Origin of the sequence: Fusicatenibacter sp. (assembly GCF_050872605.1) — a bacterium.
Taxonomy (GTDB): Bacteria; Bacillota; Clostridia; order Lachnospirales; family Lachnospiraceae; genus Fusicatenibacter.
This window is the reverse complement of record NZ_JBNMHD010000028.1, coordinates 20,965-41,236: the sequence shown is the minus strand read 5'-3', so window position 1 is coordinate 41,236 and position 20,272 is coordinate 20,965. Positions and strand designations below refer to the sequence as shown.

Below are 20,272 nucleotides of genomic sequence, written 5' to 3'. Positions count from 1 at the left end.
GGGATGGGAACTCACTGCATTCACATACGATCTGCACCACGATGTGGTTCTCTCAGAAGGAAATGTAATGACGGAATATGAGGAGAAGTTTTCCTCAATCGGAAACCCGATCTGTAAGATGGAGGCACGGTTTCTGTAAAAGCAGTTCTGCACATAAGGGGGATTTGAATATGAAAGAAAAAGTTCTGGTTGCACTCTTATGCGGCGCGCTGATTGGTGCGGCACCGGTTTATGCGTCTGAAAATCAGACGGACGGAACCTAGAGCGAGGATTTGTGCGCCAGCGGCTATGTCGGCTCCGGCGGCGTGGGGGAAAACACAGAATGGAACCGCAAAACACCGCCCGACCGGCGGATGCATCGGAGTTCCAGAGGAGCAGATGGTCACGATCATGAAAAATATTCAGACGGGCTGCCAGATCATCATTGACTCGGCGAGCGGACTGAAGAACTATTAATATCGTTTTTGAAACACAAATCGGCAGCAAAAAGATCTTTTTAAAACGGATCTTTTTGCTGCCGGTTTTTCTCATTTGCAGATGCTATGATAACAAAAAGTTAATACGTAGATTTCCGATATTTTTGCCGTAAACAAGAAAAACACCGTCCCCGCAGCTCTCAGGTCTGCAAAAACAGTGCTTTTGATGCGCCTTCAGGGACTCGAACCCTGGACAAATAGATTAAGAGTCTACTGCTCTACCAACTGAGCTAAAGGCGCTTACTTTTGTTTTTCTGTGTTTCATTGGATGATCCACTCGCTGAACACAAATAGGATTATAAAGGATTCTGCCGAAAAAAGCAACCTTTTTTTCACTGTTTCTTTACTTTTGTTAAAAACAGCGAAAACAGGTCTTATAATTCTATTAAATTTCACAATTTTTTCGTATATTTCCGTTTGTTTCGACGACGGCTCCAATGGCAGCCGAACCTACTTCCGTTTCTTATCTTTCTTTTTCAAAAGCTTCTCCAGCTCCTGCATGGATTTCTGGATTTTATAAAGGCAGCCGCTGCCGGCATATTTATTCTGATAGCAGAAATCCTGGAGTTTCTGCTGAAGGAAACCTGATTTTCTGATCAAACTTCTTCTCCGCTTTCCGGCGTACCGGACACGGGCACCGGAAAAGTTCTTTTTCTTCTATATTATACAGGGAATGTCAATAATGACCAGAAAATAGCTTGTTTTAGCCATTGTTTTCCCATTTTCTTTCCGTTATAATACAGCAGAATACCATCACTTACTACTTTGGGGGAATTTTATGAAAACACGAATGAATTTCAAGGATGAGTTTTACCAGAAATTAAAGCTCCTCGTCCTCCCGATTGCGATTCAGAACTTTATGCTGGCTCTCGTCAGTGCGACGGATGCAATCATGCTGGGATGGATTGACCAGACCTCGCTGTCAGCGGTTTCGCTGGCCGGGCAGGTGCAGTTTGTTCTGAACCTTTTTATCACGGGTATTGCGGCGGGTGCCGGTATTATGGCGGCGCAGTACTGGGGCAAACGGGATGCGGCTTCGATTGAGAAGGTCATTCCGATTGCGCTGCGTGCAAACCTGCTGTTCTCCGGTCTGTTCACGATTCTCGCCGGTCTCTGCCCGGATCTGCTGATGCGGATCTTTACGAACGATGCAGCCCTCGTTGCAAGCGGAAGCCAGTATCTGCGCGCCGTTGCACTCTCCTACGTGCTCTGCGGTATCTCACAGGTTTACCTGATTCTGCTGAAAAACACCGGCCACGCCGCCGTCAGCTCCCGCATCAGTTCCACGGCGGTTGTGCTGAACATTATTTTAAATGCCGTCCTGATCTACGGTCTCTTCGGCGCTCCGGCACTCGGCATCCGCGGCGCGGCGTATGCAACGGTAGCTGCCCGTGTGCTTGAGCTGATCTGGGCTTGCCTTGAAACTAAGAAACCAGACCACGTGCGGATTCTCTGGAAGCGTCTCTTCTCTTCTGCCGGCAAAATACTCTCGAAAGATTTCTGGCGCTACACTCTCCCGGTTCTGGCGGCTTCGCTCGTCTGGGGAGTTGCCTACGTGCTGTACTCTGTCATCATGGGTCACATGGGAAGCGATGCCGTTGCAGCAAACTCGATTACCTCGATTGCAAAGAGTCTCCTCTCCTGCCTGATCCGCGGTGTGAGCGGCGGTGCCGGTGTTCTGGTCGGAAACCTGCTCGGTGCAGATGAACTCGAGAAAGCACGCGAATACGGCGGCCGCCTGACGCATCTTGCAATTGCCATCGGCGTTGTGACCGGCGGTCTTCTGATGTTAATCTCTCCTGCAATCGTCCACTTCGCTCCGCTTACGGATACCGCGGCAGAATATCTGCAGTACATGCTTCTCTTCTGCGGCCTGAACCTGATGGCACAGTCGGTCAACACCACCGTTCTCGACGGCATCTTCTGTGCCGGCGGCGATGCAAAATTCGATATGCAGGGAAATATCGGCGCGATGTGGTGCTTTTCCGTACCGCTTGGCTTCCTCGCTGCGTTCTGGCTGAAGCTGCCGGTCATGATCGTTTACTGTATTGTAAACCTCGACGAGATCGTGAAACTGCCTGCGGTTTATCTTCATTATAAAAAATACGTCTGGGTACGCAACATCACCCGCGATATCGAAGAATAATTGCCGAACTCTAAAATCCCCTGCGTAAAATCCAAACCGAATGGATTTCCCGCAGGGGATTTCGTTCTTTTATCGTATTACAAATATCGCAATGATTTTACATCGATTTTCTCTCCGCAATTTCTGCCATCTTCGCCTCGTTCAGACGGGTGTCGCCATGGACACGGCTGTAGGAAAGATAGCCGTTCATACGGTCGATCTTTGTCAGGTTCTTGGAACCGCAGACCGGGCAGACATCCATGTCGAGTTCCTGGTGGCCGCAGTCATCGCAGTAAGCCAGGGACAGGTTGACGCCCTCGTAGTAGCCAAGCTCCATCGCACGCTCGATCAGTGTCTTGATCGCGCCTTTGTTGTAGCCGACCGGATAGCGCACGTACTGGATTTTTCCGCCGTTGCAGAGCTCCCAGAAACGTCCCTCGAGATCCTGTTTCTGGATCGGGGTGATGTCCTCGGTTACGTGGCAGTGGAAACTGTTGCTCACATACGGGCGGTCCGAAACGTTGCGGACGATGCCGTACTGTTTGCGGAACTGCTCTACCTGCAGACCGCACAGGGATTCTGCCGGTGTGCCGTAGATCGCATAGAGGATGCCGTCCTCTTTCTTAAACTGGGCAACCTTGTCGTTGATATATTTCAGTGTGTCGAGCGCAAACTGTCCGTCTTCTACCAGAGATTTTCCGTTGTACAGTTCCTGCAGCTCGTTCAGCGCCGTGATACCGAACGATGCGGTCATCGGCTTTAACAGCGGGCGGATCTTGTCGGACGGTTTTAAGTGGCCGCCGTAGAAACCTCCCTCGCAGTAAGCCAGCGGGTTCGTGGAAGCACGCATCTCACCAAGGTAATCATAAGTCCGTTTGTGCAGATCGCGGATCATCTCGAGGTAGAAGTCGAGCACTTCATGGAAATCGCGGTTCTCGGAACGGGATTTTGCCAGGATCATCGGAAGATGAAGGGAAACGGCTCCGATGTTGAAACGTCCGACAAAGACCGGTTTGTCGTTCTCATCTGCCGGCTCCATGCCTCCGCGCTCGTACCACGGGCTAAGGAAAGCACGGCATCCCATCGGGCTGATGACTCTCTTGTATTTCTTGTACATCTCGGCGATGTAGCCCTCGCCGCTCATCGACAGCCAGTCCGGATACATCGTCTTGGAAGAACAGTCAAGTCCTGCCTCGAAGACATCTTCTGCGATGCCGCCCTCTCTGTGAATTGCCTTGTCATATAAGAAGACGATTTTCGGGAAGAGCACCGGCTTTTTGTGGCCTTTCTTGCCCTGTCCGTTTTTGTGGACCTCGAGAAGGGAGATGGAAATCATCTTCTCGAACATGCTCGTTCCAAGGCCGAGGGTCACGGTAACGAACGGATAATCACCGCGGGAAGATCCAACAGTGTTCAGTTTATACTCAATTCCCTGCCATCCCTGATCGCACTCTCTTCTTACTTTGTCGATCGCATACTCGATGGCTTTCTCCTGTGCACCCTCCCAGGATGCGTCGGTATATTTCAGGAACTCTTTTACGTAGTAATCGTAGCTCTTCTGTGCGTACGGAGCAAGGATCTTGTCCACCTCCGGCACGGTAAAGCCTCCGTACTGCTGTGCAGCGGTGCTGAGGACGATATCGCCCATGACATCAAATGCTGTGTCGAGTGTCTTCGGCTCGTTGTACCAGACATTTCCCATCTCGAAGCCGCCTTTTAAAACGTTTCCGACATCGAACAGACAGCAGTTCATGGTATCGAGACGTGCGGACTGGTCGTGGATGTAGATGTAGCCGTCCTTACAGGCCTGCAGCTCGTTGCGGTTCATGAAGAACTTGCGGTACAGCTCTTTGTTCAGCTCGTTGAAAATCAGGCTTCGCTTCGTTGCAACGAGGGCGCTGTCGGTGTTGGCATTGCTCTTGTCGCCGATGTAGCGGATGGACTGGCTCTTCGTGTAGACCTCGTCCATCATATGGATAAAATCAGTTTTGTAATTGCGGTAATCGCGGTAGCTTTTTGCCACAGCCGGGTTTACTTTTTCGAGTGCTCCCTCCACGATATTGTGCATATCGCTGATCGGAATTTCGGTCTTTCCAAGGGAATATACGTGCTCGGTTGCGAACTTACAGATAAAGTCAATCTCCTGCTGTGAGAAGGTATACAGGATTCTCTGTGCGGATTTATTTACGGCACGGACGATCTTCTGCGCGTCGAATTCTTCTTTGGTGCCGTCCTTTTTGATAATATAAACCATTGTGGTGTCCTCCAAATCAAACACTATATCTTGTGTGTCCCCCACCCTTTTCTTGTAGCGGGCACCACATATTGTAGCATGTTTCTTTTGAAAAGAAAAGGCATTTCCTGTAAGTTTTTATTTTCAGAATATTGCATACTGCTTTTTCGTGCAGACAGAAATCTGCATTTTTCAAATTCGTTCTGCAAGCGTTCCTTCAAAAACGGTCTCGGCCGGGCCGGTCAGAAGGACCTTATTTTTCGTCCGGTCCCATGTAACGAAAAGCCTGCCGCCGCGCAGTTCTACGGCAGTTTCGCCCTCCGAAACACAGCCGGAAAGCATCGCCGCGACGGCTGCCGCACACGCTCCCGTTCCACAGGACAGCGTTTCACCGCTCCCACGTTCCCAGACTCTCATTTTTATTGTGTGTTGATCTAAAGTCTGGATAAACTCTGTATTGATACGGTCCGGGAAGCAGGAAAGGTGTTCAAAAGCGGAACCGGTCTTTGCAATGGATATTTTTTCCACATCTTCCACCGGAATCACCGCATGCGGATTTCCCATCGAAAGGCAGGTCATCGTATAATTTTCCCCGCACACGGTAATTTTATGCTCCAGCACATATTCCCCCAGAGAAACAACGGGGATCTGTGCGGCGCGGAATTCCGGCGTTCCCATCTCCACTGTCACCTGACAGATCTCATTCGGATTCTTCCCCGTCTGCAGATGAATCACACGGTTTCCGCTGCCGGTTTCGATAGTCAGCGTCGTTTTTCTCGTCAGCCCATGCTCGTACACGTATTTTCCCACACAGCGGATGCCGTTGCCGCACATCGCGCCCTTCGAGCCGTCGGCGTTGTACATTTCCATCGAAAAATCTGCTGTTTTGGATGCCCCGATCAGAATCAGCCCGTCCGCGCCGATGCCGAAATGGCGGTCACTTACCGCTTTTGCCAGCCGTCCCGGACTCTCCACCCGCTCCTCCATGGCATTTACATAGATATAATCATTTCCGCAGCCCTGCATTTTTGTAAAACGCATACACAGCCTCCTCCCAGACTTCTGCCCTTTCCAGTTCCTTACTAAATATGTATTCCGCACCGCGCTTTTGAAAAACCATTTTTCTCAAATCCGCTTCAGACATTGGAAAACGAAGCGGAATGTGTTAGAATAGGGAGAACTGATATCGTTACTTACATGAAGTAACTTTCAAATATTTTTAACCATTTATTATGAGGAGGTTTTGATGAAAAAATACCGTTGGGTTTTAACAGCAGTATTTGCCGCTTTCCTCGTGGGAACGAGCGGCTGCGGAAAGAAAACAGAAACGATTCCGATCACAACCATCAGTCAGAGTACCGACGATGACGACCCCGAAGACAATCTGGCGGCCTCCGGCGATTCCGATGAGATTCCGGAATACGATGTGGATCTCTCGAAGAACCTGAACAGTTTTCAGCTTGCCATCTGGGGCGATACGTACGAAATTCCGGAATCCTACGCGGATTTTACAGCGCTTGGCTGGGTCTACAGCGGCGACGACACGAAGGAAATCCAGCCGGAATCCTTCTCAGAGGGCGAAAGCTTTGAAAAGGACGGAAACCAGATTACCGTCGATATTGCCAATCCGGACACCACGGCAAAACCGGTGGCGGAATGCCTGATCGGAGGCATTCACATCGATACCTCGACCGCTGAGGGCCAGAATATCTATGTCGACCTGCCGAACGGCGTCACCCTGCAGCAGTCGCTCATGGAGGATGTGGAAAGCATCTACGGTTCGCCAAAGGACCGTTATGAGGCCGATACCTCTGTGCAGTTCACGTATGAGTACGGGCTGTACCAGACGATCACGCTCGGCTTCAATAACGAAACGGGAATTCTGTATTCCCTCGATATGCAGAACTTTACGACCACGGCTGATGCAGAAGCGCTCGATGGTGTCAGCGATGCCACAACACCGGAAGTGGAGGCCTACCAGGCACCGGAAGCCGACAGCAGTGAAATCAACGACTGGACCGTCCGCTTTGACGATGTACTCTATCATCTTCCCGTTCCGGTCAGTGAACTTCTGGACCACGACTGGACCATCAATACGAAAGAGTCCGATACGGCCGTTTTAAACGGAAAATACGGCTACGTCACGCTGGAAAAGGGCGGTCAGAAGCTTTACTGCACCGTACATAATTACGGCGCGGAGGCGACGACAGTGCGCAACTGTTTCGTTACTTCGCTGTACGGCGATCTCGATACGACAAAGATTCCGATTTCAATCACAAACGGCATCACGCTCGGCACTTCCGAGAGCGATTTTCTGGCGAAGGCAGGGGACGCCAAATCAGAAAAAACGGAAAAAGAGGATAGTAACCTGACACTCTACACATTCTATAGTGATGACGAAAAGCTGGACTACACTGAAGTCGGCATCGACAACGATCTGAAGCTGGTACGCAGCATCAAGGTGGTTCACAACCAGCCGGAAGCGCCGGAAGAAGAAGCTGAAAAAACTTCCGCGGAAGATTCATCTTCCGTTTCCGACAGCCAGGAACCGTCCGAAACACCGGCTCCGTAACGGTACTTTCAGAAAAATGGCTGCATGGCAGCTTACTACAGACGAAAACGAGGATTTTTATGGAAAACTTATACGACGTTATCATCATCGGCTCCGGCCCGGCGGGTCTTTCTGCCGCGATTTATGCGAAACGCGCAAAGCTCTCCTCTCTTACGATTGAGGCAAACTTTGCAAGCGGCGGCCAGGTGCTGAATACCTATGAAGTAGACAACTATCCCGGCCTTCCGGGCATCAGCGGCATGGATCTCGGAAGCACGCTGCGCGCACACGCTGAAAAAATGGGCGCGGAATTTTCCCGCGAGCGTGTGAAGGAGCTTGTTCTTGACGAAGAGCTCAAGATTGTCCGCACGAGAAAAAATGAGTATCATGCCAAAACGGTCATTCTTGCAACCGGTGCGGAGCACCGCGCGTTAAATGTACCTGGTGAAAAGGAGCTCTCCGGCATGGGCGTCTCCTACTGTGCAACGTGTGACGGCGCGTTCTTCAAAGACAAAACCGTTGCCGTTGTCGGCGGCGGCGATGTTGCCGTGGAGGATGCGATTTTCCTTGCCAGAACGTGCAAAAAGGTTTACGTGATCCACCGCCGCGGTGAACTGCGGGCAGCCGGTGTTCTCCAGGATGCACTGCTGGCACTGCCGAATGTGGAAATGGTGTGGGATACGGTTGTAGATTCCATCGAGGGAAACGAGATGGTGTCCGGCGTGAAGGTGACGAACAAAAAGGCTGGGGAAGCCGGTGTGATCTCGGTAGACGGCGTGTTTATTGCCGTCGGCATCGTTCCGGTCTCCGCACTGATCGCAGGCACCGTAGAAACCGATGAGGCTGGCTACATCAAAGCCGGCGAGGACGGTGTGACGAGCGTGCCGGGCGTGTTCGCCGCAGGCGATGTCCGCACGAAGCAGCTCCGCCAGATCATCACGGCAGCCGCCGATGGCGCGAACTGCGTGACTTCCGTGGAGAAATATCTGATCAGCCACTGATGGCTTCTTTCGAATAGGATACAGCAAAAGCAGGCATTCTTCGTATTGTACGGAGAACTGCCTGCTTTTTTCTGTTTTTCCGTAGTTTCTGAAATCTGAAAAACCTTTCATGTCAGTCGTGTAAAACTTTAAAACCCCTTTTTGTCGAAATTGCACAAAGAAACCGTTTTTTTTCCACATGGGTCAATTTTATAAGCATCCCGTCCACAAGTTATCCACATAGTTAACCACCGAAAACATGCCTAAAAACAAGTTATACACCGAGTTATCCACATTATCCACGAAAAACGGTGTGGAAATCATGTGTTTAAATCTTGCGAAATCAGAACGCGTGTTTTGGTCATAACAGAGAAAACCGTTATTTTGCCAAAAGATTTTACAAAGCACTTGACTTTTTAAGTGTCAATCTCTGTTGGTTTTTGACTTGAATTGTGTGAATTTTTCGTACAATTTAATATTGCATTTTTCGTGTTCTTTTGCTGTTTTTTACAATGGCTGCAAAAAAGAAAATCTCCTGTTCGGAAAACGATTGTTTCGTTCCCAGACAGGAGATTTTGATTGGATTTTTCTTTGTTTTACTCCGCCAGCTTTCCAAGCCGCTTTGCTTCTGTCCTCAGCTCTTCGATCCGACGGTTGCACATGCCCACCGGGACGCCGGTGTCGATGACACGTTCACAGCTCTTCATCAGCTCGCAGGCGCGGGCAAATACCTCGTCGCTGATCTCCTGGAACGGTGCTTCGGTTACCGTCTCCATCGCCAGAATGCGGGCGAGCTGGTAATCGATATCGTTCGTATACAGGACGCCTGCTGCAAACGGGACATTTTCCTTCTGCAGTTTCCGGAAAACCGGGATTCCCGTTCCGCCGCCTGCGAGGACAAAGACGCGTGGCGTTCCCTCCGGCCGCGGCAGCTCGATGCTTCCGAAGCACGGGTCGAACGAACCATTGTCAATCTCGTACAGTTCGCGGATGATATCCTCGCGGAAAATTGTCTCCGGCGCGCCGAAATGGGAAATAGCATCGCCCTTGACGCAGATGATCTTGTCTGAAATTTTCTGTGCCAGATCGATCTCATGCAGCGACATGATGACGGTGATGCCCTTCTCCTTTGCCATGCGGCGCAGAATCGCAAGCAGTTCCAGCTTGTGGCGGATATCGAGGAAAGAAGTCGGCTCGTCGAGGATGATGACCTCCGGCTCCTGACAGATCGCACGCGCAAGAAGCACTCTCTGGCGCTGGCCGTCGCTGATGGCGTTGAAATCGCGGCCGCCGAGCTCTTCGGCATGAACGGCGCGCATCGCCTCCTCGACCTTCTCCTCATCCTCGCGGGTCAGCATGCCGAGCCGTCCCGTGTACGGATAACGGCCCGTCGCCACGATATCGTGACACGTCATTAATTCCGGCTTCATGCGCTCCGTCAGCACAACCGCCATTTTCGTGGACAGCTCGCGGAACGAAAGCTCATGCAGGTTTTTCCCGTCAAATTCCACATTTCCGCCGACCAGCTTTAACTGGCGGGTGATGCTTTTCAGAATCGTTGATTTACCGGAGCCGTTCGGTCCGATCAGCGTAACGATCTCGCCTTTTTCGATGCCGATGCAGATATCTTTGATCAGCGGCTTTTTATCATAGCCGACCGTCAGGTGGTCCAGATGAAAATAATATTCATTCATATTCTCTTACCCCCTTTTCCGGCGCAGCATCATGAAAATGACGACCGGCGCACCAAAGATCGATGTGACCGTACTGATGGACAGCTCCAGCGGCGCAAACGCCATACGCGCGATCAGGTCACACATCATACAGAAGACAGCTCCGCCGAGGAACGTTCCCGGGATTACGACGAGCGGACGCGATGTGCCGAGGCTCTGTTTGACGAGGAACGGGACGGCAATGCCGACAAACGAAATCGGACCGGCAAATGCGGTAACGCATGCGGAGAGAATACTCGAGAGCAGAATCAGCGCGATGCGGAATACTTTGATGTTGACACCCATGCTCTGCGCATACGCCTCACCGAGCTGGTATGCACCGATCGGTTTTGCCATCAGGAACGTGATGACAAAGGTGATGCCGATCACAGCCGCAGAGATCGCTACGTTGCTCCAGCTCATGCCGGAAAAGCTTCCCTGCGACCAGCCGTGCAGATTGACAATATCGGAATCCTCCGCGAAGGTGACAACAAAATCTGTTACGGCCGAGCAGATATAGCCGATCATAATCCCGGCAACAAGAAGCGTTGCCATATGTTTCAGCCGCCGCGACATCAGCAGGATAAAGCCGACGGAAATCAGGGAACCGATAAATGCGGCAATAATCAGCGTATAAGAGGTAATATTACGTGCCCGCCCCAGATAAAAAATCATAGTCAGCGCTACGACCATTTTGGCACCCGAGGATATTCCAAGTACAAACGGGCCGGCAATCGGGTTTTCAAAGAAGGTCTGCAGCAGGAAACCGGACAACGACAATGCACCGCCCAGGATTGCCGCCATCAGAATACGCGGAAGGCGGATTTTCCAGATAATATTGTACTCTTTCCCCTCTCCGGTCCGCCGCAGCAGAATCCGGAAAATTTCCGGAATCGAAATATTTACGTTTCCGGAATTGATATTCAGCACGGTGATGGCGGCGAACGCCAGAATCAGCACCAGGAACACAGCGGCATACCGCGAACGGCGCCGGAAGTTTTCCATATGGAAACTGTTCTCTTTTCCTGTCATATTTTTCTTCTCTGACATACGTTCCTCCATCAGGATAATTTTCTTAAGAATACCATCTGATCCGGATCGCCGCCCGTTACCAGAAGGTTAATGTCGTTGGTAAACTGTGCAATTTTATCGGTTGCCTGATACATGGATTTCTCGGTTGTCCAGACGTTGCCCTCTTTGACTGCTTTGTAATCGGCAAACATGGAATCCTTTGCCAGCAGGTCGTCCAGGGTTTTGACGGTGGAATCGATACTTGCGTTGTAGATCAGGTAGTCCGCATCTTCGGCTGTATCGTAGAACTGCTCCATCGTGATCGGCACGGATGTTTTTCCGCTGTCGTCCTGGAGATCACGGAAGGCGTTGCGCGCACCGCCAAGCTCGATCATGTTGGAAATGTAGTCCTCCGGGTTCCGCACAACGGCAGCTCCGCTCGTATTAATATAGAAGAAAGCGACCGTTTTTTCGGTATTCTGGAAATCCTTCAGATTTTCCACAACACTTGCCTGACTTGCAAAGAAGTCGGCTGCCTCCTCCTCTTTGTCCAGCATGGCACCGTAGAGTTTGATCCATTCGGTTCTGCCAAGAGGCTGGGATTCGTAGCTGGAACGGTCGATGAATACCGGTATATCGAGCATCTCGATCATCTCCTGTACCTTCGGGGAATGGAGGATCATCGTAGATTCAATGGCCAGATCACAGTTCTCACTGACCAGAAGTTCGTAATCCGGCTCACTGTATTTTCCGGCAAAGATCATCGTTCCGGCATTCATCGCGTCAACGGCATCCTGTACGTACCAGTTGTCTGCGGTTTCACCGGAGAGACGGATCGTATCGAGGGAGTCGACGGCATCGAACAGCGCCATCGGAGAGGTTGCTGCCATGTAGATGCGTTCCAGCGGCTGATGGATTACAATTACGTCGGAATCGAGGTCATCCGGTGCCTCTTTTCCGTCCGGGACGAGCAGATACTGCGCGCCGTCTTTGACATCGATCAGTTTATAGCCGTCTGTGCAGTAGTATACGTTAAAGCACTCGGCGTAATTCAGGACCATCTTGCTCTCGATGGTGATTCCGGTGATGTCCGGTGCGTCGCTGACATCGTCTGTCGTTGCGAAACCATCCGCGGATGCGGTATCACTCCCGGAGGTGCTGCTCGCAGCAGTGGCTTCGGAGGTGCTTTCACTTTCAGCCGTACTTTCCGAGACGGATGTGCTCTCCGTCTGGCTTTCGGAAACGTCTGCTGCGGATGCTGTGGATGTGCTGCTCTCAGAAACTGCCGAAGTGCCCGACGCGGACGATGTGCTGTTTCCCGTTGATGCGGTGCTGCCGCAGGCCGTCAGTGACATCGCTGCTGCAAGAAAAAGTGCGGCCCATTTTTTCAGCTTTCTTTCGTTTTTTCCTGTCATTTGATATTCCTTTCTTAAAGAAAAAGCCGCTGCCATACGGCAGCAGCCCTTTCTCATTTTTTGCTGCAAATTATTGTACTTATTTATTCTCTTCTGCCTTTACCATCTGCTGGAACAGCTCGTTTGCCTGATCCTCGCATCCGAAGATCACGCCGTAGACCTTCAGCCACTCTGCTTTCGCAAGATCGGTCTTCTCGTCTGCGGAACGGTCAACCAGCATAGGAATGGTCAGGGTTGCCAGACGCTCTGCGGTGTCGGACAGACGCTCATTTTCCTCTTTCAGAAGTTCTTCCGGAGTCTTGTCTTCGTCTGCTTTCTCATCTTTTACATTTCCCGGAAGGAACTCAGACGGAAGAATTGCAAAGTCGATTTCGTCTTTTACCAGAGCTTTGTAGTCCAGATCATCGAATGCTCCGTCGAAAGAGATTTTTTTGTCTTCCATTGCTTTTGCAATGTTTTCGATCTGGCAGTCTTTCTGCTCCATGCCGACTGCTTTGATGATCTCTGCTGCGTCTAACTGCTCGTCGAGAAGTTTCAGGGCATCCTCAGATGCTACGTATGTTTTCTCAACCGGAAGCTGGATCACAATCATATCTTTGTCCAGTCCTGCCGGAATCTCAACATCTTTCGGAACGATCAGATATTTGACAACATTGCCTTCGTACAGCTCTTTTGTCTTTTCGGTCAGATCTTTCGCTTTCTCAGTGCTGGTCTTTTTGGAATCGGATGCTGCTGCCGCTTCTTCCTCGTCGGTTGCTGCTGCGGTATCCTCTGCTGCGGTATCGGTATCTTCTGCTTTCTTGTCGTCCTCGGTCTGTTTCTCCGGATCACGCTCGGTATCTTTTGTCATATCGATCTCCAGCAGGGTGATGCCTTCGTCGTAATGATACATCTTGAAGTACTCTGCGTAAGCAAGTTTTGTCTCTGCTTTGTATTCCAGTCCCATGATCTCCGGAGCGGTGGTATCCAGCTTGGAGTTATCGGTGCTGATCGTGGAGGTTGTTCCGTCTGCTTTTACAAATCCTGTGCTGGAAGAAGTGCTGCCGCCCTTCTTTGCTGCTGCCAGGGAGATGAAGATGTTGTAGGAAATCTCATGGGCAACGGACATTCTGGTGGTCATACCGATGATGGTATTGTTCTTGTTCAGCTCAACCGGAATGGTGAAGATGCTGCTTCCGCCGCTGACATTTGCCATGTATTTATTTCCGTTTGCTTTTACATATCCGTAGTACGGACTGCTGAATGCGATCGTTGCATAAGCCTGTCCGTTCGTTACAGTAATCTTGCTGCAGGAGATGGTTACCTTTCCGGATCCGCCGGAGAAGGAGAATCCGTCTGGTGTGTAAACGCCGTCTGCCAGTGTGGTTGCACTGTCTACTTTGGATGTGCCGCCGCTTAAGTCAGACTCATATTTGGATTCCTGCTCCGGTTTGGTATCGGCCGGTTTCTGGGTCGGTGCCGGAGCCGGGGTGCTGGTCGGTTTTACAACCGGTGTCTCAGATGGAGATACGGTTGGGGTCTTGGTCGGAACGATGGTTGGTTTCGGATCGTTGGAATCATCCGACGGCAGATCTCCGGTCTTTTTCAGGCTGGAAGATGCAATCGTGATGGCTCTGTCGTACCATTTGCCGCTCTTTACTGCATGAGCTGCTACAGCAAGTTCCTGATCAAGTGCCTCTACCGGGATTTCAAACTGCATTCCGGTTTTGGTTTCACCGTCCAAGGTGTAGTCCACTTTTCCGGTGGAAGCGATCCATGCGCCGCTCTCTGCTGCCGCATCTTTTCCGGTTCCCATATACAGATAATCATAGCCGCTTCCGCTTAAGGTGATGACTGCTGTCATTTTTCCGTTTTTCGCGGTCAGTTTTACGCCGACTACCTTGAACATTGCTGCATTAGTTGTTGCCTCTGCACTGTAAATACCATCTGCTACTTTATTGGTCTCATCTGCCGGAAGATCTCCGGTCTTTTTCAGACTGGAAGATGCAATAGTAATGGTTCTTGCATACCATTTATCCTGTTTTGCAGAATGGGAAGAAACAACAAGTGCCTGATCGAGTGCTGCTACCGGAATATCATACTGCATTCCTGTTTTCGTCTCGCCGTCTGCTGTTGTGTAACCAACGGTGCCGACGCCTGCAATCCATGCACTCTTGTCTGCGGCAGCTGCCTCTTCCGGTGTTCCCATGTACAGATAATCGTAGGCAACACCACTTAACGTGATGCGTGCTTTCATGTCGCCGTCTTTTACGGTCAGCTCTACGCCGACTACTTTGAACATAGCTGCGCCGGTCTCCGCGGTTCCGCTGTAGATACCGTTTTCTACTTTCGCCGGTTCCGGAGTTGGAGTTGCGGTTGGAGCCGGAGTCTCACTCGGAGTCGGGGCTGCAGTCGGGACCGGAGTCTCGGTCGGCTCCGGTGTCGGAGTTACTTCCGGTGTTTTACTTCCCGGAACTGCAAGATAAAGCTGCTGTTTGGTGTACCAGGTTCCATCTGGCTTTCCAAGAACGATCGGAACGGTTGTGCCGGCTTTGTCCGCATCTACTTCAAATGCAAAGGAATAACCGCCGTTTGCTTCCTGCATTCCCTGGATAGCCGGTGTTTTTGCAAGGTCATCGTTCTTTCCAAGATACAGTTTATCAAATGATACGTTGTTTGTTTTCAGTGTAAGAACGAGTTTATCGCCCTTGTTGATCATTGTTGCCTCGGAGATGACGAACATTTTGAATACGCTGCCGTCCTCTTTGGTAACCGGTGCTTCTACACTGGCTGGCTTATTCGAGGAATCCTCACCTGGATTTTCGCTTGGAGTCTCGGTTGGTTCCGGTGTTACCGTCGGGATTGCATCGGTGCTGTGGATCGTAACGGTTTTATCAGCCCATGTTTTTTTCTTGGCTGAGCGAACGGCAACATCCATCTGTTTGTCAAGCTCTTCCACCGGAATTTCAAAACGATATCCGGTCTTTTCTGCACCGGTCTTCGTATCCGTATAGGTTTCGCTTCCTGTCGGAGCAATCCAGCTCTTTTCATCTGCTGCGGCAGCTTCTGCTGCTGTTCCCATATACAGGTAATCATAGCCGGTTCCACTCAGCAGAATGGATGCTTTCAGTTTTCCATCTTTTACGATGAGTCTGGAAGAAATCACACTGAACATGCTTCCGGTTGCTTCTGCAGAAGTCTCATACTCACCATCTGCCGGTTTTGCTTCTTCCGCTGCTTTTGTTTCTTTCTTCTCGGCTGTATTGGATGCCTCATTTTTGGTCGTTTCTTTTACTTCCGTTTTCGGCTGTTCTGCCGCCGGACTGGTATTCTCTTTTACAGCATCTTTGGTTTCTTCTTTTGCCGGTGTTTCTTTTTCAGCATCCTGGGAAGTCTCATCTGCTGCTTCCGGCTCTTTTTCTGTGGTATCGGCGGTCTCTTCACCGTCTTTTGCAGTGTCCTCTGCAGTATCTTCCGAAGCATCCTCATCTGCGGATGGTGTCCCGGTCTCGTCAGATCCTGCCGGTGTCTGATCCTCTGCAGGCGCGGCCGGTGTTTCCGTCGGCTCTTCTGCCGGAGTCTCTGCAGTGCTTTCACTGCTCTCGGTTTCTGCCGGTGTTGTTTCCGGTTCTGCCGTCTCTGCTGTTTCTTCGCTCTGCGGCGCTTCCTCTGCGGCTGCGCTGCTTTCTGTCTGTGCTGCTTTTTCCTGCGTATCTGCTAATACGCTGGCAGTCGGGCTCATGATCATGGACGCCGACAGCAGCAGTGCCAGAAATTTGCTTGAATTTCCTTTCATAACTTCTCCTTTTCTTCGGATATCCTTCGCGCATCTGCTCCGGATTCCGTCTGACTTTTTCAGGCAGCTGGGCGGTGCCTGTCCCCGTCAATGATGTCTCCCTGCAAGTAATCTTGTTTTTGAGGACACATTTTTTCTGCGAAAAGACAAACAGACATCTGCTTTTTCTGCAAAAGAGTTTCTCCACCGGAGCTCTCTTTCGGACGCATGGCGACAAAAAAGCAGATGTCCGATTTAACTTCGTACATCTTTCCATGAATATATGCTTTCATCGGAAGCGATTCACTAACCTTTCCAGCAGGTTTCCTGACTCGCAGATCTTCACGGCAGCCGCGCCTTCTCATGCATTCCGCACAATGGCATTTCTGCAACTAACACTCCCTGCTTACAGTGACCGGATCGCTCAGGATTTCCACCTGATTTCCTTTTACCTTCGCGGATTCTGTTTTTAATCTTTTCAAATCCGCTCCGCACTGAAAAGTCCCTTATTTCGTTCGTTTCTGATTATAGCAAAGCCGTTTTGGAAAGTCAAATGAAAGACCACGGAAAAAGCGCATAAAATCAGCATTTTTTACATACTTTATGATAACTGTCCGCACCGGAGCCTATTCTATGAAACCAGCTTCTCTGCACCGCCGCATCCTGTTCCCTCTGCTTCTGTGCGGCGGACTTCTTTTCGCCCTGCTGTTCTGGTATTTTTCCCCGTTCTTTTCCCCTGGTGAGAACCGCCGGTTTTCCGCGTATGTGGAGGAACGGTTCCACTCCGAGGTAACCTCTTCTGCCATCACGCTCCACTATACCCTCGCCGATCCGGCTTCCCGTGGAATTGCCCCCGGCACCGCCTCGTTCGGCACGGTTTCTATCCCTGACCGCACCTCGTATGATGCCGTGCTGCAGAGTGTGGAAACGACGCTCACATCCTTTCATCGAAACCGCCTCTCCCGGGAAAATCAGATTACGCTCGATCTTCTGCTCTACGAGCTGGACTGTGAGAAAATGCCGGGCAGCACCAGCCTTCTTGCGGAACCGCTTGGTCCGTCGCTCGGAATTCAGGCACAGCTTCCCATTCTGCTCGCGGAGTACCCGTTCCGCGCACAGCAGGATGTCGCCGACTACCTCCATCTTCTGCAGGACCTCCCGCGCTATTTCTCCGACCTCATCGCACTCGAGCAGGAAAAATCCCGGCAGGGCGTGTTTCAGAATGACCTTGCGGTCGATGGCATTATCCGCCAGTGCAGTGCTTTTCTCGCCGACGCGGATACACCGGAAAGCCATCTGCTCCACACCGTTTTTCAGAATAAACTGCAGGCGTCTTCACTGTTTTCTGAGGCGGAAAGGAATCTCTGTCTGCAGACGCATGAAAAACTCCTTACCTCCTGTGTTTTTCCCGCCTACCGCTCTCTTTCCGATGCGCTTTCTTCACTCCGCGGCAAAGGAACGCAGAACACCGGCGGTCTTTCCCGGCAGGAAGGCGGACTTTCCTACTATGCGTATCTTCTCCGCAGCCGCGTCGGTGTTGACGCTTCACCGGAGGAGCTGACCCGCCTTTTAACACAGCAGCTTGCGGACCAGTGTGCCGAAATGCAGATCATTCTCGATCAGAATCCGTCGCTCTCCCTCTCCGGGCAGGCGCTCGTGCTGCCGTTCTCCACGCCGGAGGAAATGCTTGCCGATCTCCAAAATGCTATTTCCGAGGATTTTCCCGTTCTTTCGGATATTTCATATGAAGTAAAGACCGTGGATGACTCCCTCAAGGATTTTTTAAGCCCCGCCTTTTATCTCACACCGCCCGCCGATGTCAATTCACCCAACTCCATTTACCTGAATCCCGCGGATGAGATGACCGGCATCGAGCTGTATTCCACACTTGCCCACGAGGGCTTTCCCGGCCATCTGTACCAGACCGTCTCGTTCTCGCGCTCCGACCCGCTTCTGATCCGCCATCTCTACGCGCCGTCGGGTTATGTGGAAGGATGGGCAACCTACGTTGAATCGTATGCCTGCCGCTACGCCGCACGTAATCTCGATGCGAACACGCAGGCGCTCTGCCATCTCTGGTATCTGAACCGCTCAGTGCATCTTACCCTCTGCTCGCTGCTGGATCTCGGCATCCACAGCCAGGGATGGCTCCTCTCGGATGCGTCAGCCTTTCTGGCGCAGTTCGGCATCACGGATGCGTCGGCCGCTGCCTCTTTATATCAGTATATTCTCGAGACACCGGCGAACTATCTGAAATACTGTGTCGGATCGCTCTCGTTTTCGCAGCTCCTCTCGGAAGTGCAGGAACAGGAAGGCGGCTCATTCTCATTGATCGGTTTCCATGAAAAACTGCTCCGTCTCGGCCCTCTGCCGTTTCCGCTCGTAGAAAAATATCTGTAAACGGTTCGCCCTGCTGAAAAAAAAAGATCCCACAGACTTTCTTCTATAAATAATAGAAAGTTCTGTGAGATCTTTTTCATTTTCAAAATTCTTTAACCTAAATTGTAAAGAGATGGATCTGTTGGCCGCTGCGGATCAATAACAGAGGCAGAATCAAACAGATCGCTTGTTCTGTCCTCGCCGCCTCCGTAGAGGTTCTGGTACAGACGGTATCCATCCAGGTTTCTTCGTCCCATACGCAGGTAATTGTCTCTTACCTGAACGAAATACTGGGAGGAATCTACGTTGCAGTAGATGTTGAAGCCCTGACTCTTTAAGTAAGCAAACTTCTCATTGTCCATCGTGTAATCGTGCCAGTCGGAAAGATCCTGTCCATGTGCAAAGATGATGATATCGCTTCCGCCAATGAGCGGTGCAACATACGTCAGCCATTTCTCGGTATCCGCCTGGATCGTCTCGATCGGTTTGTCGCCGACACGGATATGGCCCCAGGTATGGCTTGCGAATGTCCAGCCGTCTGCTTTGATCGCATCGGCTACTTTTTTCGCCTCCTCGCACTCTTTATCCCAGTCGAAATCCGGGTGTGCATCAAGCCATGCTACCTGATCATCCGTCAGATCTTCTCTCGTCTTGTAATCACCGTCGGTGCGGTATCCGAGGATTCCATCGTAGCCGGTCAGTGCTACGGTTCCGCGCGCATTGTGGTATACGGCATCCGGATGCGCTTCGATAAACTGATCCATCAGCGGGATGCAGTCGTAAGCACCGGTCACAACAGTTCCGTCATCCTGAATGTATTCGCAGGTCGGTTTTCCGTCGTCGCCGACTACCATCTTGCTGGCAATGCCGCGTCCGTCGTAAGAGTGGTAATAGGAAAGGTCATCCAGAGAAAGAACGAATGCTTTCTTGCCCTCCGGCAGGTAAATGTCCCCTTCCTCATAATGAACGGTTCCGTCCTCATCTACGGTCTTTTTCACGAGATCGTTGATCGAAACCATGACATATCCTCTGTCGTACATCTGCTGGGTGATCGCGTTGAACTCATCCACGGTGGTCATCCATTGGCAGAAGCCTGCGGTCTGTGCGTTGTCCTGATAGAACGCTTTCTGCGGATCGACTACAAGAGAATGATAGAAAATGTGGGTTACTTCGTTGATGTTGACGCGCACACAGGCATCTCTCGTGCTGGTGTACTCTGCTACTTTTGTGATGATATCCGCGTCGGTCGCTGCGCCCTCTACGCTCTGGAGCTTTTCAATGGCTCCATCGTAATCGTATGTCTGCGCAAGTGCATCGGCTTCCGCCATAATCTGTGCTTTCGTTGTCGGCGCTTCAGCACTTCCCGTGCTGTCCGACGATACGGAACCGTCCACTTCTGCTGTTTTCTGATCCTCTTTTTCCTGTGCTTTCTGCTGGATTTTTTCTGTTCCTCCGGCCAAAGCCCAGATTCCAATGCCGAGGATGACAAGCAGAACACATAGAATTCCTGTTTTGATCATCAGCGCACGCTTCCGCTTTCTTCTTCGGAGCTCCTTTTTGCTGATGTTTTTTTTCTCACTCATTTTTCCTTCCTCCCAAAACAGTTTTTGTTACAGTTCACAGGTTCCCTGCAAAC

General features: G+C 51.0%; 14 protein-coding genes, 1 tRNA gene, 1 pseudogene and 1 riboswitch. Of the genes and pseudogenes, 6 read left to right on the top strand and 10 right to left on the bottom strand.

Annotation, left to right across the window (positions count from 1 at the left end; all coding sequences use genetic code 11):
* Positions 1-139: pseudogene (locus tag ACY2VT_RS09580) on the top strand (tRNA (guanosine(46)-N7)-methyltransferase TrmB); the annotation flags it as partial.
* Positions 140-288: 149 nt separating this feature from the next.
* Positions 289-456 (top strand): hypothetical protein, encoded by a 168-nt coding sequence (locus ACY2VT_RS09575; RefSeq protein WP_461879723.1) that lies wholly within the window; start codon positions 289-291, stop codon positions 454-456.
* Between the two features lie 187 nt (positions 457-643).
* On the opposite strand, the gene ACY2VT_RS09570 is transcribed toward ACY2VT_RS09575, so the two are convergent.
* Positions 644-716: transfer RNA gene (locus tag ACY2VT_RS09570), tRNA-Lys, on the bottom strand.
* A 210-nt stretch (positions 717-926) separates the two neighbouring features.
* Positions 927-1,076: a hypothetical protein gene (locus ACY2VT_RS09565; RefSeq protein ID WP_156327623.1), complete on the bottom strand. Its 150-nt coding sequence runs from the start codon at positions 1,074-1,076 to the stop codon at positions 927-929.
* Positions 1,077-1,254: 178 nt separating this feature from the next.
* Between ACY2VT_RS09565 and ACY2VT_RS09560 the strand changes: the two genes are divergently transcribed.
* Positions 1,255-2,622 carry an MATE family efflux transporter gene (locus ACY2VT_RS09560; RefSeq protein ID WP_461879722.1) on the top strand — a complete coding sequence of 456 codons (1,368 nt, stop codon included), beginning with the start codon at positions 1,255-1,257 and terminating at the stop codon, positions 2,620-2,622.
* A 97-nt stretch (positions 2,623-2,719) separates the two neighbouring features.
* Here ACY2VT_RS09560 and nrdD read toward each other — a convergent pair whose 3' ends face one another.
* On the bottom strand, positions 2,720-4,855 hold the full coding sequence (nrdD, locus tag ACY2VT_RS09555) for an anaerobic ribonucleoside-triphosphate reductase (RefSeq protein WP_461879721.1): 2,136 nt from the start codon (positions 4,853-4,855) through the stop codon (positions 2,720-2,722).
* Positions 4,856-5,026: 171 nt separating this feature from the next.
* Positions 5,027-5,875, bottom strand: a complete 849-nt coding sequence (dapF, locus tag ACY2VT_RS09550) for a diaminopimelate epimerase (RefSeq protein ID WP_461879720.1) — start codon at positions 5,873-5,875, stop codon at positions 5,027-5,029.
* A 205-nt stretch (positions 5,876-6,080) separates the two neighbouring features.
* On the opposite strand from dapF, the gene ACY2VT_RS09545 reads away from it, so the two are divergent.
* Together ACY2VT_RS09545 and trxB are read left to right on the top strand one after the other, a co-directional pair.
* The gene (locus ACY2VT_RS09545; RefSeq protein WP_461879719.1) at positions 6,081-7,406 is read left to right on the top strand and encodes a hypothetical protein; all 1,326 of its coding nucleotides are present in this window, start codon (positions 6,081-6,083) and stop codon (positions 7,404-7,406) included.
* A 59-nt stretch (positions 7,407-7,465) separates the two neighbouring features.
* On the top strand, positions 7,466-8,386 hold the full coding sequence (gene trxB, locus ACY2VT_RS09540) for a thioredoxin-disulfide reductase (RefSeq protein ID WP_461879718.1): 921 nt from the start codon (positions 7,466-7,468) through the stop codon (positions 8,384-8,386).
* Between the two features lie 575 nt (positions 8,387-8,961).
* On the opposite strand, the gene ACY2VT_RS09535 is transcribed toward trxB, so the two are convergent.
* From ACY2VT_RS09535 to ACY2VT_RS09515, 5 genes are all read right to left on the bottom strand, one after another.
* Positions 8,962-10,059: an ABC transporter ATP-binding protein gene (locus ACY2VT_RS09535; protein ID WP_461879717.1), complete on the bottom strand. Its 1,098-nt coding sequence runs from the start codon at positions 10,057-10,059 to the stop codon at positions 8,962-8,964.
* A gap of 6 nt (positions 10,060-10,065) precedes the next feature.
* Positions 10,066-11,082 (bottom strand): FecCD family ABC transporter permease, encoded by a 1,017-nt coding sequence (locus ACY2VT_RS09530; protein WP_461879725.1) that lies wholly within the window; start codon positions 11,080-11,082, stop codon positions 10,066-10,068.
* A 56-nt stretch (positions 11,083-11,138) separates the two neighbouring features.
* The gene (locus ACY2VT_RS09525; RefSeq protein WP_461879716.1) at positions 11,139-12,503 is read right to left on the bottom strand and encodes an ABC transporter substrate-binding protein; all 1,365 of its coding nucleotides are present in this window, start codon (positions 12,501-12,503) and stop codon (positions 11,139-11,141) included.
* Between the two features lie 79 nt (positions 12,504-12,582).
* Positions 12,583-16,278, bottom strand: a complete 3,696-nt coding sequence (locus tag ACY2VT_RS09520) for a hypothetical protein (protein ID WP_461879715.1) — start codon at positions 16,276-16,278, stop codon at positions 12,583-12,585.
* Positions 16,279-16,337: 59 nt separating this feature from the next.
* Entirely contained in the window at positions 16,338-16,550 is a 213-nt protein-coding gene (locus ACY2VT_RS09515) for a hypothetical protein (RefSeq protein ID WP_461877350.1), read from the bottom strand.
* Between the two features lie 7 nt (positions 16,551-16,557).
* Positions 16,558-16,771, bottom strand: a riboswitch (cobalamin riboswitch).
* Between the two features lie 119 nt (positions 16,772-16,890).
* On the opposite strand from ACY2VT_RS09515, the gene ACY2VT_RS09510 reads away from it, so the two are divergent.
* Positions 16,891-18,657, top strand: a complete 1,767-nt coding sequence (locus ACY2VT_RS09510; RefSeq protein ID WP_461879714.1) for a DUF885 domain-containing protein — start codon at positions 16,891-16,893, stop codon at positions 18,655-18,657.
* Between the two features lie 92 nt (positions 18,658-18,749).
* Here the strand turns inward: ACY2VT_RS09510 and ACY2VT_RS09505 are convergent, their stop codons facing one another.
* Entirely contained in the window at positions 18,750-20,219 is a 1,470-nt protein-coding gene (locus ACY2VT_RS09505; RefSeq protein ID WP_461879713.1) for a polysaccharide deacetylase, read from the bottom strand.
* Positions 20,220-20,272: the final 53 nt, after the last annotated feature.

What these genes read in the sequence shown, in the direction of transcription:
- ACY2VT_RS09575 (WP_461879723.1), top strand. Translation starts at nt 289, where the DNA reads ATGTCGGCTCCGGCGGCGTGGGGGAAAACACAGAATGGAACCGCAAAA.
- ACY2VT_RS09560 (WP_461879722.1), top strand. Translation starts at nt 1,255, where the DNA reads ATGAAAACACGAATGAATTTCAAGGATGAGTTTTACCAGAAATTAAAG.
- nrdD (WP_461879721.1), bottom strand. Translation starts at nt 4,855, where the DNA reads ATGGTTTATATTATCAAAAAGGACGGCACCAAAGAAGAATTCGACGCG.
- dapF (WP_461879720.1), bottom strand. Translation starts at nt 5,875, where the DNA reads ATGCGTTTTACAAAAATGCAGGGCTGCGGAAATGATTATATCTATGTA.
- ACY2VT_RS09545 (WP_461879719.1), top strand. Translation starts at nt 6,081, where the DNA reads ATGAAAAAATACCGTTGGGTTTTAACAGCAGTATTTGCCGCTTTCCTC.
- trxB (WP_461879718.1), top strand. Translation starts at nt 7,466, where the DNA reads ATGGAAAACTTATACGACGTTATCATCATCGGCTCCGGCCCGGCGGGT.
- ACY2VT_RS09535 (WP_461879717.1), bottom strand. Translation starts at nt 10,059, where the DNA reads ATGAATGAATATTATTTTCATCTGGACCACCTGACGGTCGGCTATGAT.
- ACY2VT_RS09530 (WP_461879725.1), bottom strand. Translation starts at nt 11,082, where the DNA reads ATGGAAAACTTCCGGCGCCGTTCGCGGTATGCCGCTGTGTTCCTGGTG.
- ACY2VT_RS09525 (WP_461879716.1), bottom strand. Translation starts at nt 12,503, where the DNA reads ATGACAGGAAAAAACGAAAGAAAGCTGAAAAAATGGGCCGCACTTTTT.
- ACY2VT_RS09520 (WP_461879715.1), bottom strand. Translation starts at nt 16,278, where the DNA reads ATGAAAGGAAATTCAAGCAAATTTCTGGCACTGCTGCTGTCGGCGTCC.
- ACY2VT_RS09515 (WP_461877350.1), bottom strand. Translation starts at nt 16,550, where the DNA reads ATGAAAGCATATATTCATGGAAAGATGTACGAAGTTAAATCGGACATC.
- ACY2VT_RS09510 (WP_461879714.1), top strand. Translation starts at nt 16,891, where the DNA reads ATGAAACCAGCTTCTCTGCACCGCCGCATCCTGTTCCCTCTGCTTCTG.
- ACY2VT_RS09505 (WP_461879713.1), bottom strand. Translation starts at nt 20,219, where the DNA reads ATGAGTGAGAAAAAAAACATCAGCAAAAAGGAGCTCCGAAGAAGAAAG.